Below are 12,946 nucleotides of genomic sequence, written 5' to 3' on the forward strand. Positions count from 1 at the left end.
ATGCTTACAAAAGTTTATGGGAGTGCCGTATTTGGAGTTGAGGCCACAACGATTACAGTAGAAGTAAATATTGACAAGGGAATAGGGTATCATTTAGTAGGGCTTCCGGATAATGCCATCAAAGAAAGTAACTATAGAATTGCAGCGGCACTACAAAATAATGGTTATAAAATACCAGGTAAAAAAATCACAATAAATATGGCTCCGGCCGATCTTAGAAAAGAAGGTTCGGCATATGATCTTACCTTGGCCATAGGAATTTTGGCAGCCTCTGGTCAAATAAAATCTGAGGACATAGAAAAGTACATCATCATGGGGGAACTGTCCCTAGATGGTAGCCTTCAGCCTATTAAAGGAGCATTGCCAATTGCAATAAAAGCACAGGAAGAAGGTTTTGCTGGTTTTATTCTGCCAACGGAAAATGCAAAAGAGGCTGCTATTGTTGGAGATTTAAAAGTCTATGGGGTAGATAATATTAAACAAGTTTTGGAATTTTTTGATCAAGGCATTTCGCTTGAGCAGACTATAATAGATACTAGAGAAGAGTTTTATAAAAGCTTAGATTTTCCTGAGTTCGACTTTTCTGATGTTAAGGGGCAAGAAAGTATTAAAAGGTGTATGGAAATTGCAGCTGCTGGTGGGCACAACATTATATTGATAGGACCACCTGGTGCAGGTAAAACCATGTTGGCAAAACGCTTACCTTCAATTCTGCCACCAATGACCTTACACGAAGCATTGGAAACTACCAAAATTCATAGCGTGGTTGGTAAGATCAAGAATATGGGGCTTATGAGCCAAAGACCGTTCAGGAGCCCACATCATACTATATCTGACGTAGCACTGGTAGGAGGCGGAGCTTACCCGCAACCGGGAGAAATTTCACTATCCCATAACGGAGTCTTGTTCCTTGATGAATTACCAGAATTTAAGAGAGGTGTGCTAGAGGTAATGCGCCAACCTTTAGAAGATAGGGAAGTAACTATTTCACGTGCACGCTTTACGGTTACCTACCCAAGTAGTTTTATGTTGGTGGCAAGTATGAACCCAAGTCCTGGTGGGTATTTTAATGATCCAGATGCTCCGGTAACTTCTTCACCTGCAGAAATGCAGCGGTATTTAAGCAAAATATCGGGACCGTTATTAGATCGTATAGATATTCATATTGAGGTAACTCCAGTACCGTTCGAAAAACTATCCGAAGAACGAAAAGGGGAAAGTAGTGTAGATATCAGAAAACGAGTTACAGTGGCTCGCGAAATTCAAACAAAGCGTTTTAATGAGCTGGAGAATGTACATTACAATGCTCAAATGAATACCAAACAAATTCGTGAATATTGTAAACTTGATGATAAATCTAAGGCATTATTGAAAAATGCCATGGAAAGGTTAAACTTATCGGCAAGAGCGTATGATAGGATTTTAAAGGTGGCAAGAACTATAGCCGACTTAGCCGGTGAGCAGGCATTGAACGGAAATCATATTTCAGAGGCCATTCAATACCGTTCACTCGACAGAGAGGGTTGGTTGGGGTAAAATTGTAAATGATAAAAATGTTTAGCTAAGAGTATAGCTCTTCATTATTTATGTCGTCCTTGTTCTTTTTTGGTGCAGTAAAAATATCCCTAAGGATATAACTTGTTACAATGGTAAGACCTAAGGTCAGCGTTGGTATCGAGTATTCCCAGTTTAGTAAGTGCATAAGACCACCGCATATAAGGGTTAACACGCCAATAACCATTACAAAATTCCAAATGATTTCTGTTATGCTATTTTTTGCGTCACCTTCTTTTGACATAAAATACGACGTGCCCTCCATGGCGAACCAAGCAATAAATGTAAAAGCTGTGCCAATTTGAAAAAATAGGGTATGGGTAAAATCTAAAATCGTTAAAAGACCGTTTGTTGTCCAAAAAAGAACTAAGGCCATTTTAATTAGATCCACTGACTTTTTTTCTTCCTTTTTAAAAAAGCGAAGGGCGTAAAGTATTAGAATGGCAGCAAAGGAAATAAATATTATTCCTTTTGAAAAGGGCCAGTGAAGTATGCGCATTACCATACCGATCAATAGGGAGGCTATTGCCGCCCTGATCGGATTTTTATATGCTTTTTTAGAATTTTCCATATTCCGTTTTTTTAATTGATCACTTTGATGTTGGCTTTTAGACCTTCCATTATTCCAATGATATTGTTTACGGTCTCACTTAGATAATACCTTACAACAATATGGGGAATTCTAATGGTTGTAAATCCATTTTTAAAGGAGTGCATTGCTTCTTCTAAATTGTTGATAGCTTCATGTTCGGTCAGCTTATCATATTCAGAATCAATTTCAATATTTAGTTTTACACGTGAGATGGCTATATCTATAGATTTTTTACCGTCCCACCATTCTAACATAGAGTTTACACCAGCTTCTTTTAAAGCATAATAAAGTTGTATGGCCTCTAAAGGTGTATTGTGTTTGTTGATTAGTAATTTAATACGTTCATGGTGCTTTGAGCAAAGCTCTACACCTGCGCTCTCCATGGCATTTTTATGATCTAAGTAACCAAGTTCTTTTTTACATTCTAAGCAAATCATTAATAGGTTAAGTTTAAGGTTTGGGGATAGCTATAACCCTGTTATTTTAGGATTATTATGTAAACTCGATGAAAGGCGCCCAAGTTTTAGACGAACTGCAATTTTTTAGATTAACGGTATTTTAAAATGTTAAAATTGTGGTGAAAATGATTTTAAGTATGGTGAGCAAAGTCAATTTTACCAATTATATTTACAGGAATGAAAAATTGACATATGTTTAAAAAATTAGGTCCAGGGGTTCTGGTAGCGGCTGCTTTTATTGGTCCAGGTACAGTTACGGCTTGTACCTTGGCAGGGGTAGATTTTGGTTTTAATTTGCTGTGGGCTATGCTGTTATCTATAATAGCAACCTTTATTTTGCAAGAAATGTCTGCCCGCTTAGGTATTGTAACTCAAAAAGGTTTGGCAGATGTCATTAAGCAAGAACTCCATAATCCAATTATTAGAAATAGTGTCATTGCCTTAATATTTTCAGCAATTATTATAGGTAATGCATCATATGAAGCAGGTAATATTGGGGGTGCAACTTTAGGAATGGAAGCCTTGTTTGGTACTAACTATAGTAGTTTATACCCTTTTGTTCTTGGTGGATTGGCTTTTGTACTATTGTATTTAGGTAGTTATAAAGCCCTGGAAAAAGTATTTATAGTGCTGGTATTGATCATGAGTTTATCATTTGTAATGACCGCAATTTTGACTAAGCCCAATATGTGGGAGCTGTTAAAAGGCTTATTGGTGCCTTCCGTTCCTAAAAACGGTATTCTTACCATCATTGCATTGGTCGGTACTACTGTTGTACCGTATAATCTTTTTTTACATGCAGCTCTGGTCAGTGAAAAATGGAAATCAAAAGATGATCTCAATTTAGCTAAAAGAGATACTATGGTCTCTATTATATTGGGCGGTCTTGTTTCAATTAGTATTATAATATCTGCCTCGGCCATTAATTCTTTAGAGGTTAATAACGTTATGGGTATGGCTAAAGCACTTGAGCCTTTATACGGTTCTGCTGCTTTGTATTTTTTAGGTATAGGTATGTTTGCTGCAGGTATTACTTCATCAATAACCGCACCTTTGGCTGCCGCATATGTTGCTAATAGTTGCTTTGGATGGAACGCTGGTCTTAAGGATTTTAAATTTAGAATGATTTGGATGGTGATTTTATACCTTGGAGTTTTCTTTCTATCTTTTGGAATTAAGCCCATTGAGATTATAAAATTTGCACAAATTACGAACGGACTTTTATTACCCATCATTGCAGTGTTTTTGTTGTGGGTAGTGAACAGAGTTGGTGTAATGGGGAAATATAAAAACACCTGGTCGCAAAATGTGTTTGGCTTACTTATTATTCTTCTTTCTGTTGTATTGGGTGCAAAAAGTATTTTAACGGTAATAGGTATAATGTAATATGAACAATACCATAGATATTAACTGTGATGTTGGTGAAGGTGTAGGTAATGAAAGTGAATTGTTTCCCCTTATTAGTTCTTGTAATATTTCTTGTGGAGCTCATGCGGGTTCTATAGATACCATTAAAAAGTGTCTAGATTTGTCTAAATCATATAACGTTAAGGTAGGTGCGCATCCTTCATATCCCGATAGAAAGAATTTTGGTCGTGTTTCATTGCAAATTTCAAGGGCAGATTTAATTGTAAGTATCAGATCTCAAATGGAGGTATTCAATAACGCCCGGGAACAGGTTGGTGTTGATTTGCATCACATAAAACCACACGGAGCTTTATATAATGATATAGCTAAAAATGAAACCTTGGCTGAAATTTTTTTAGAGGCTATTGCCGCTTTTAGGAACTCAACCTTTTTATATGTTCCTTACAATAGTGTGATTCAAAGGTTGGCTGAAAAAAATGGGTTTAGGGTGTTAATAGAAGCCTTTGCTGATAGAAATTATAATGATGATTTGAGCCTAGTAGCGAGGAAAGAAAAAAACGCCCTGTTGAATAATGGGGAAGAAGTACTGGCTCATATTCTATATATGCACAAAAATAAGAAAGTGAAAACTGTTTCAGGTAAAAGCTTGCCTATGTATGCAGATACCTTTTGTATTCATGGTGACACACCTTCTGCATTACAAATTTTAACGTATATTACAGAGCATTTATCAGAACATAATCTATAAGTAAAGCCGTGAATTCCCCTAAAATCGATATAAAACCTTTTGGTAAACATTCTTTATTAATTGAATGGCCAAATGAAGTTAGTGAGCTCATACTTGAAAAAATACTACAATTTCAAACATTTCTTAATAGTGAGGCTTTAAAGGAGATGGACTGGGAATTGGTGCCAGCTTACAATTCACTTTTGATATTGAATAGAAAGAAGGAAATAGACTTTGAAAAAATGTCTGTGGATATACACAATTGGTACGCCAATTTGAAGGAATCTGTTAAACCGGATAGATTTTTATGGAGACTGCCTGTAACCTACGATCTTGAGTTTGGTTTAGACTTGGAAGACGTTGCAGGGCAATTAAATAAAACCAAACGTGAAATAATAGACTTGCATACTGGTAGTACTTATACGGTATACGGTATTGGGTTTTTGCCTGGCTTCATGTATTTGGGAGGAATAAATAGTGAGCTTGAGCTACCCCGAAAGGCTATACCAAGACCAAAAGTTATTAAAGGAGCAGTTGGAGTTGCAGGTAAACAAGCTGGCATTTATCCGCAAGAATCACCAGGTGGGTGGAATATTATTGGTAATTGTCCAGTGCCAATTTTTGATGCATCAAAAGATAACCCATGTTTTGTGAGCGTTGGGGATAAAGTTGAATTTTTTGAGATATCCAAGGCAGAACATGAGCTTCATAAAATAGAAGTAGAGGTGGGTATTTATAAACCTGAAAAAATTAAATTGGATGCTTAAAGTTTTAAAAGCGGGTTTTTATACAACCATACAAGACTCAGGTAGATTTGGCTTAAGGGATAAGGGTGTGCCAGTGTCTGGTATAATGGATGATATGTCTGTGTTTAAGATAAATTCTTTATTGGAGAATAAAGCATCTGCAGCAGTGTTGGAAATTACGATGACAGGACCAACCCTTATTTTTGAAGAAGATACCTATATGGTTATCGGTGGTGCAGAAATGTCCGCCACTCTTAATAATTTGCCCATAAAAAATTATAAAGTCTACCAGATAGCTGTAGGGGATATTCTATCCTTTGGAAAACTGGAAAAAGGTTTTAGGTCTTATTTGGGAGTAAAGGAAGGTTTTTCTGTTAAAGAAGTTTTAGGTAGTAGATCGTTTTATAAGCCCCTTACAAAGTTCGCTAGATTAATAGATAATGACATTGTTCCTTTTAATGCCCAACAGTTGTTTGAGCCAAAAATATCAGAGATAAAAGTTGATTGCTTTTTGGATGTTGATGTTTTAGAAGTCACTAAAGGACCCGAGTTTGATATTTTGAACGATAGACAATTGGAAGAAATTTTTTCTAAAACCTTTACAGTGGCCCATGAGAACAATAGAATGGCTTATCAGTTAACAGAAACAATTACTCCACATGCTATATCCATGTTAACTTCTGCTACATTACCTGGTACGGTTCAGTTAACTCCTGCGGGTAAATTGATCGTGTTAATGAAAGATGGTCAAACAACGGGTGGTTATCCTAGAGTTATTCAGTTAACAGATAGATCTATTTGTATATTGGCACAAAAGAAAGGTGGAGATCGTATTAGTATTAAATTAGTTTAATTTAATACTTTTCATGCCTTTTTTGTTAAGCAGGTATTTATTGAAGTATTTTTTATTACTATTGTAATATGAATTTATTGAAATCAATTTTTGAAGTAGTCATCGTCATTCCTAAACAGGGATGATATAGCTTTTCATAATTTTAGAAAACCTGTATCAGATTTATTTGATGCAGGTTTTTTTTTGTGGTTTACTATGAATATGGAACAGTTTTAAAGTATTGAATATGATATATAATGATTGTTTAAATGCTTGATTATAAATTGTTTAAGTGGTTTTTTGTTAAAATGAATTTGTATTGACCATTATTGTTAAAAACTGAAATTTTTATAAACTTTTATCTTTGGTTTAACGGTATTAGAAAATCAAGATAAGCATACGAGATTTATATTATGGAATTAAATAAATACAGTAAAAACGTTACTCAAGATCCAACACAACCAGCAGCACAAGCAATGCTATATGCAATAGGTTTTAAAGATGAGGATTTTAATAAGCCATTAGTTGGTATTGCAAGTACAGGTTATGAAGGTAACCCTTGTAATATGCACTTAAATGATTTGGCAAAGTTGGTTAAAGAGGGAGTTAACTCTAAAGAAACTGTAGGTTTAATTTTTAATACTATTGGTGTTAGTGATGGTATTTCTATGGGTACACCAGGAATGCGTTTTTCATTACCGTCAAGGGATATTATCGCAGATTCTATGGAAACCGTTGTACAAGGCATGTCTTATGATGCATTGGTAACGGTTGTAGGTTGTGATAAGAACATGCCAGGTGCATTAATGGCAATGTTACGTTTAAACCGTCCTGCAATTTTAGTGTATGGGGGTACAATAGCATCTGGATGTCATGAGGATAGAAAGTTGGATATCGTTTCTGCGTTCGAGGCATGGGGAGAGAAAGTAGCTGGTACCATGGACGAGAAAAATTATAAATCCATCATTAAAAAATCCATACCGGGAGCTGGTGCTTGTGGTGGTATGTATACGGCAAATACAATGGCTTCCGCTATAGAAGCGCTAGGAATGTCTATGCCATATAATTCTTCTAACCCTGCAATCAGCAACAATAAAGAAGAAGAGTGTATTGCGGCAGGAAAACAAATGCGAATTCTCATTGAAAAAGATATTAAACCTCTGGATATTGTTACCCGTAAGTCATTGGAGAATGCTATACGTCTAGTAACCATAATGGGAGGTTCTACCAATGCAGTTTTACATTTCTTGGCTATTGCAAGAGCTGCAGACATAGATTTTACGCTAAAAGATTTTCAGCATATTAGTGATACTACACCATTTATTGCAGATTTAAAACCTAGTGGTAAGTATTTAATGGAAGATGTTCATAGAATAGGTGGTATACCAGCTGTATTAAAGTACTTATTGAAAAATGGTCTTTTACATGGAGATTGTTTAACGGTAACAGGAATGACTTTAGCGGAAAATTTAGAAAGTGTTCCAGATTTGGAAGAAGGTCAGGATGTTATTATGCCTTTAGATAAACCAATTAAAGCAACAGGGCATTTAAGAATGTTATATGGTAATTTGGCAGAGAATGGTTCTGTAGCAAAAATTACAGGAAAAGAAGGTTTGTTGTTTAAAGGAACTGCAAAAGTATTTAATAGTGAGTATGATGCCAATGATGCTATACGCGGAGGTAAAGTGGAAAAAGGGAATGTAGTCGTCATTAGATATGAAGGTCCTAAAGGAGGTCCAGGAATGCCTGAAATGTTAAAACCTACAGCAGCCATTATGGGTGCAGGCTTAGGTAAAGATGTGGCCTTAATTACAGACGGTCGTTTCTCAGGAGGTACACACGGTTTTGTAGTAGGGCATATTTCGCCAGAAGCACAAGAAGGTGGTACTATTGCCTTAGTTAAGGATGGAGATACAATTACGATAGACGCAGAAACAAATTCTATTAATTTAGAAGTGTCGGCTGAGGAATTGGCAAAGCGTAAAGAAGCATGGGTAGAGCCAGCTTTAAAGTTTAAAAAAGGAGTATTATACAAATATGCTCGTTCCGTATCCTCTGCTGCACAAGGTTGTGTAACCGATGAGTTTTAAAAAAAATATTGGCTAGAATTTAATGAGTTCTAGTAAGTACGTAATATCGGGTAATTGTGGCTGTAATGCGCATACTTGAATTTGATTATTAATTATGGAAACAGTAAAAGAGAAGAAAAAAGGTACAGGTTCCAAGAATACCATTAGAGTTTCTGGGGCAGAGGCAATAATCCATTGTTTATTAGCAGAAGGTGTTGAAACAATGTATGGTTACCCTGGTGGGGCTATTATGCCCGTCTATGATGAGTTATATAAATTTCAAGATAAGCTCGATCATATTTTAACAAGACATGAGCAAGGTGCTACACACGCTGCTCAAGGTTATGCTCGTGTTTCCGGTAAAGTAGGTGTTGCTATTGCCACCTCTGGTCCTGGAGCAACTAATTTGGTTACCGGTCTTGCAGATGCGCAGATAGATTCTACACCAATGGTATGTATCACTGGTCAGGTAACAAGACATTTATTGGGTACCGATGCTTTTCAAGAAACTGATATTATAGGTATTTCTACCCCTGTAACTAAATGGAACTATCAGGTGACCGAAGCTTCTGAAATTCCAGAAGTTATGGCTAAGGCTTTTTATATTGCCAAATCTGGCAGACCCGGTCCGGTTTTAGTAGATATTACAAAAAATGCTCAAATAGATGAGCTGGACTTCTCCTATGAGAAATGTGTTGGAGTAAGAAGTTATAAGCCAGTACCTAAGCCAAAAATGAGTGCAATTGAGGCAGCGGCAGAATTAATAAACAATGCTAAAAAACCATTTATAGTATGGGGGCAAGGTGTTATTCTTGGTAAAGCGGAAAACGAGTTGAAAACCTTGGTTGAGAAAACAGGGATTCCTGCCGCTTGGACCATTATGGGTGCCTCTGCATTAGATACTGCACATCCATTAAATGTGGGTATGGTTGGTATGCACGGTAATTATGGACCTAATTTACTGACCAATGAGTGCGATTTGTTAATTGCCATTGGTATGCGTTTTGACGATCGTGTAACGGGTAGATTAGAAGATTACGCCAAACAAGCAAAAGTTATTCACTTTGAAATTGATCCTGCAGAGGTAAACAAAAATGTACATGCAGATGTTGCAGTGTTGGGTAACTCAAAAGAGACTTTAGGCTTGATTTTGCCATTGCTTAATGAAAATAAGCATGAGGCTTGGCATAATATGTTTAAGGAGAAATACAAAATTGAGTTCGATACCATTATAAAAAATGACATTCATCCTACCAAAGAAGGGTTGACTATGGGTGAAGTTATAGAGGAAATTAATTTAGCTTCAAATAATAAGGCGGTGATAGTATCAGACGTAGGTCAGCATCAAATGATTGCGTGTAGATATGCTAAGTTTTCACAGTCTAAAAGTAATATTACTTCTGGTGGATTAGGTACCATGGGCTTTGCTTTACCGGCTGCAATTGGAGCTAAAATGGGTGCTATGGATAGGGAAGTAGTAGCTATTATTGGTGATGGTGGTTATCAAATGACCATTCAAGAATTAGGTGTTATATTTCAGCATAACCTTCCAGTTAAGATTGTAGTGCTTAATAATGAGCACTTAGGTATGGTACGTCAATGGCAAGAGTTATTTTTTGATAAGAGATATGCATCTACCGTAATGGTAAATCCAGATTTCGTTAAAATAGCCGAAGGATATAGTATTGAGGCAAAGCGCATATCTGAACGTATAGATTTAAAATCTACGATACAGGAAATGATGGCTTCGGATAAACCATACTTTTTAGAGGTAAAGGTAGAGCAAGAAGATAATGTTTTTCCAATGATTCCTTCTGGAGCTTCTGTGTCTGAAGTGCGTTTAAAGTAAATTAGAACAATCAATAACCTCATGAACGATAGCATCATACTTGATATTCCAAAAGTACATAGCTCTATTGTGCGTAAATCTGAAGAAATTGGATTTACAATGCCTTCTGATCTATATATAGGAAGTTTTCTTAAGACCTTGATTGCTTCAAAACCTAATGGTAGATTTTTAGAAATAGGAACTGGTATTGGGTTAAGCCTTTCTTGGATGATTGACGGTATGGATACTGATTCTTTTTTGATTTCTATAGATAATGATCAACAGTTGACAACCATTGCCGAAAATTACTTTGGTGATGACCAGAGAGTTGAACTTATTTGTGAAAATGGGACAGAGTGGATAAAAGGTTACACCGGTGAAAAATTCGATTTAATTTTTGCCGATGCCTGGCCAGGAAAGTATAGTGAGATAGATGAGGTTCTGGATTTGATCAAGGTTGGCGGGTTTTATATCGTGGATGATATGACCAAACAACCTAACTGGCCAGAAGGGCATGAGGAGAATGTAAAGTCATTGGTTGCGTATTTGGAGAAACGCGAAGACTTGACATTGACCAAATTAAATTGGTCAACAGGTGTAATAATGGCTGTAAAAAATTAGTAAAGATTAATAATAACAATACCATAAAATCCTTTTTTAAGGAGTAGGTAATGAAAGCTTATGGAAAATAAATGGTTTACAATCTCAGTATACTCAGAGAATAACGTTGGGTTGTTAAATAGAATATCGGGTATATTCTTAAAGAGACATATTAATATTGAGAGCTTAAATGTATCTAAATCGGAAATTGACGATGTTTCTAAATTTACTATTGTAGCACATACAACAGAAAAATGGGTTCACAATATTGTTGGACAGATCGAAAAACAAATCGAAGTTATTAAGGCGTATTATCATACGGATGACGAGACTATTTATCAGGAGTCTGCATTGTTCAAAATAGCATCGGGACTGTTGTTTGACGAGCGTCAAATTCAAAATATTATTAAGGATAATAATGCACAGATTGTCACGGTTTCAAGAGATTTCTTTGTCATTGCAAAAAGCGGGAGAAGAAATGAAATTGATCAAATGCATGACCAACTAAAACCATATGGCATTATGCAATTTGTACGCTCTGGGCGTATTTCAGTGACAAAAGATGAAATGAAGATTTCCGCTTTGCTAAAAGAGTTTAAATAAAAGAATTATAACATAAATCAAATAAAGTAAATATAAAATGGCCAATTATTTTAATACGCTATCATTAAGAGATCAGTTAACGCAACTTGGAAAATGTCGCTTCATGGATTCGTCTGAGTTCGCTGATGGTGTAAATGCTTTAAAAGGCAAAAAAATTGTTATCGTAGGTTGTGGTGCTCAGGGGCTTAACCAAGGGTTGAACATGAGAGATTCTGGTTTGGATATTGCTTATACACTACGTGATGCTGCAATAAAAGAGAAAAGACAATCTTTTATCAATGCAACTGAGAACGGTTTTACGGTAGGTACATATGAAGAATTGATTCCTACTGCTGACGTCGTTATAAACCTTACACCAGATAAGCAGCATACAGCTGTAGTAGGTGCGGTTATGCCATTAATGAAAAAAGGAGCTACCCTTTCTTATTCTCATGGTTTCAATATCGTGGAAGAAGGTACTCAAGTTCGTAAAGATTTAACCGTAATCATGGTAGCGCCAAAAAGTCCTGGTTCTGAAGTAAGGGAAGAGTATAAGAGAGGATTCGGTGTACCAACATTAATTGCGGTTCATCCAGAAAATGATCCGGAAGGTAAAGGTTTGGCACAGGCAAAAGCTTATGCTGCGGGTACTGGTGGACATAGAGCCGGTGTTCTGGAGTCTTCTTTTGTTGCTGAGGTAAAATCAGATTTAATGGGTGAGCAAACTATTCTTTGTGGTCTGCTACAAACTGGTTCTATACTTTGTTTTGATAAAATGGTTGAGAAAGGTATTGATGCCGGTTATGCATCTAAATTGATACAATTCGGTTGGGAAACTATTACCGAAGGTATGAAGTACGGCGGTATTACCCATATGATGGACCGTCTTTCAAATCCTGCTAAGATTAAGGCTTTTGAACTTTCAGAAGAATTGAAGGATATTATGCGTCCATTGTTCCAAAAACATATGGATGATATTATGACCGGTCATTTCTCTAAAACTATGATGGAAGACTGGGCAAATGATGATAAGAATTTATTGACTTGGAGAGCTGCAACTGGTGAAACTGCTTTTGAAAAAACTCCTGCAGGTAGTCAAGAGATTACAGAACAAGAATTTTATGATAACGGTGTACTAATGGTTGCTATGGTAAGAGCAGGTGTAGAGCTGGCTTTTGAGGCAATGACAGAGTCTGGTATTATTGCTGAGTCTGCTTATTATGAGTCTTTACATGAAACGCCATTAATTGCAAATACTATTGCACGTAAGAAATTGTTCGAGATGAACCGTGTTATTTCAGATACTGCAGAATATGGTTGTTACTTGTTCGATCATGCTTGTAAGCCATTGTTGACTGACTTTATGAAGAATATAGATACTGATGTTATCGGTAAAAATTTCTCTGCGGATATAGATAATGATGTAGATAACGCCCAATTGATTGCAGTGAACAAAGCATTGCGTGAGCATCCGGTAGAAATAGTTGGAGCACGTTTGCGTGAGTCTATGACAGCAATGAAGCCTATAGTTTAGGTATCAATAACTTAAGGTAATCTTACTGATTGTCCGGTTGGGTATGTTCAAATCTG

Annotated in this window: 12 protein-coding genes; 10 read left to right on the plus strand and 2 right to left on the minus strand. The window is 36.3% G+C overall.

Features of this window, described 5'->3' with window-relative positions; all coding sequences use genetic code 11:
• Positions 1–1,536: a YifB family Mg chelatase-like AAA ATPase gene (locus I600_RS17365; RefSeq protein ID WP_058105842.1), complete on the plus strand. Its 1,536-nt coding sequence runs from the start codon at positions 1–3 to the stop codon at positions 1,534–1,536.
• Positions 1,537–1,561: 25 nt separating this feature from the next.
• On the opposite strand, the gene I600_RS17370 is transcribed toward I600_RS17365, so the two are convergent.
• Positions 1,562–2,125, minus strand: coding sequence for a hypothetical protein (locus tag I600_RS17370; RefSeq protein ID WP_058105843.1), 564 nt, complete (start codon positions 2,123–2,125; stop codon positions 1,562–1,564).
• 11 nt (positions 2,126–2,136) lie between these two features.
• Positions 2,137–2,583, minus strand: a complete 447-nt coding sequence (locus tag I600_RS17375) for a hypothetical protein (protein ID WP_058105844.1) — start codon at positions 2,581–2,583, stop codon at positions 2,137–2,139.
• 213 nt (positions 2,584–2,796) lie between these two features.
• On the opposite strand from I600_RS17375, the gene I600_RS17380 reads away from it, so the two are divergent.
• The 9 genes from I600_RS17380 to ilvC all read left to right on the plus strand — a co-directional run bounded on the left by I600_RS17380 (position 2,797) and on the right by ilvC (position 12,890).
• Entirely contained in the window at positions 2,797–3,990 is a 1,194-nt protein-coding gene (locus I600_RS17380; protein WP_058105845.1) for an Nramp family divalent metal transporter, read from the plus strand.
• A gap of 1 nt (position 3,991) precedes the next feature.
• Entirely contained in the window at positions 3,992–4,720 is a 729-nt protein-coding gene (gene pxpA / locus I600_RS17385) for a 5-oxoprolinase subunit PxpA (RefSeq protein WP_058105846.1), read from the plus strand.
• A gap of 8 nt (positions 4,721–4,728) precedes the next feature.
• Positions 4,729–5,466 (plus strand): 5-oxoprolinase subunit PxpB, encoded by a 738-nt coding sequence (gene pxpB / locus I600_RS17390; RefSeq protein ID WP_058105847.1) that lies wholly within the window; start codon positions 4,729–4,731, stop codon positions 5,464–5,466.
• Positions 5,459–6,298: a 5-oxoprolinase subunit C family protein gene (locus tag I600_RS17395; protein WP_058105848.1), complete on the plus strand. Its 840-nt coding sequence runs from the start codon at positions 5,459–5,461 to the stop codon at positions 6,296–6,298. Before pxpB ends, I600_RS17395 begins: the two co-directional genes overlap by 8 nt.
• Positions 6,299–6,690: 392 nt before the next feature.
• Entirely contained in the window at positions 6,691–8,367 is a 1,677-nt protein-coding gene (gene ilvD, locus I600_RS17400) for a dihydroxy-acid dehydratase (RefSeq protein ID WP_058105849.1), read from the plus strand.
• Positions 8,368–8,461: 94 nt separating this feature from the next.
• Positions 8,462–10,195, plus strand: a complete 1,734-nt coding sequence (gene ilvB, locus I600_RS17405; RefSeq protein ID WP_058105850.1) for a biosynthetic-type acetolactate synthase large subunit — start codon at positions 8,462–8,464, stop codon at positions 10,193–10,195.
• Between the two features lie 21 nt (positions 10,196–10,216).
• Positions 10,217–10,795: an O-methyltransferase gene (locus tag I600_RS17410; protein WP_058105851.1), complete on the plus strand. Its 579-nt coding sequence runs from the start codon at positions 10,217–10,219 to the stop codon at positions 10,793–10,795.
• A 60-nt stretch (positions 10,796–10,855) separates the two neighbouring features.
• Entirely contained in the window at positions 10,856–11,377 is a 522-nt protein-coding gene (ilvN, locus tag I600_RS17415; RefSeq protein WP_058105852.1) for an acetolactate synthase small subunit, read from the plus strand.
• Between the two features lie 37 nt (positions 11,378–11,414).
• Positions 11,415–12,890, plus strand: a complete 1,476-nt coding sequence (ilvC, locus tag I600_RS17420) for a ketol-acid reductoisomerase (RefSeq protein WP_058105853.1) — start codon at positions 11,415–11,417, stop codon at positions 12,888–12,890.
• The last annotated feature ends 56 nt before the right edge of the window (positions 12,891–12,946 follow it).

Source organism: Maribacter dokdonensis DSW-8 (assembly GCF_001447995.1).
Taxonomy (GTDB): domain Bacteria; phylum Bacteroidota; class Bacteroidia; order Flavobacteriales; family Flavobacteriaceae; genus Maribacter; species Maribacter dokdonensis.

Excerpts from the sequence above, each read along its gene's own strand:
- I600_RS17380 (WP_058105845.1), top strand. The coding sequence starts at position 2,797 with ATGTTTAAAAAATTAGGTCCAGGGGTTCTGGTAGCGGCTGCTTTTATT.
- ilvC (WP_058105853.1), top strand. The coding sequence starts at position 11,415 with ATGGCCAATTATTTTAATACGCTATCATTAAGAGATCAGTTAACGCAA.
- I600_RS17410 (WP_058105851.1), top strand. The coding sequence starts at position 10,217 with ATGAACGATAGCATCATACTTGATATTCCAAAAGTACATAGCTCTATT.
- ilvB (WP_058105850.1), top strand. The coding sequence starts at position 8,462 with ATGGAAACAGTAAAAGAGAAGAAAAAAGGTACAGGTTCCAAGAATACC.
- I600_RS17395 (WP_058105848.1), top strand. The coding sequence starts at position 5,459 with ATGCTTAAAGTTTTAAAAGCGGGTTTTTATACAACCATACAAGACTCA.
- I600_RS17365 (WP_058105842.1), top strand. The coding sequence starts at position 1 with ATGCTTACAAAAGTTTATGGGAGTGCCGTATTTGGAGTTGAGGCCACA.
- pxpA (WP_058105846.1), top strand. The coding sequence starts at position 3,992 with ATGAACAATACCATAGATATTAACTGTGATGTTGGTGAAGGTGTAGGT.
- I600_RS17375 (WP_058105844.1), bottom strand. The coding sequence starts at position 2,583 with ATGATTTGCTTAGAATGTAAAAAAGAACTTGGTTACTTAGATCATAAA.
- ilvN (WP_058105852.1), top strand. The coding sequence starts at position 10,856 with ATGGAAAATAAATGGTTTACAATCTCAGTATACTCAGAGAATAACGTT.
- ilvD (WP_058105849.1), top strand. The coding sequence starts at position 6,691 with ATGGAATTAAATAAATACAGTAAAAACGTTACTCAAGATCCAACACAA.
- I600_RS17370 (WP_058105843.1), bottom strand. The coding sequence starts at position 2,125 with ATGGAAAATTCTAAAAAAGCATATAAAAATCCGATCAGGGCGGCAATA.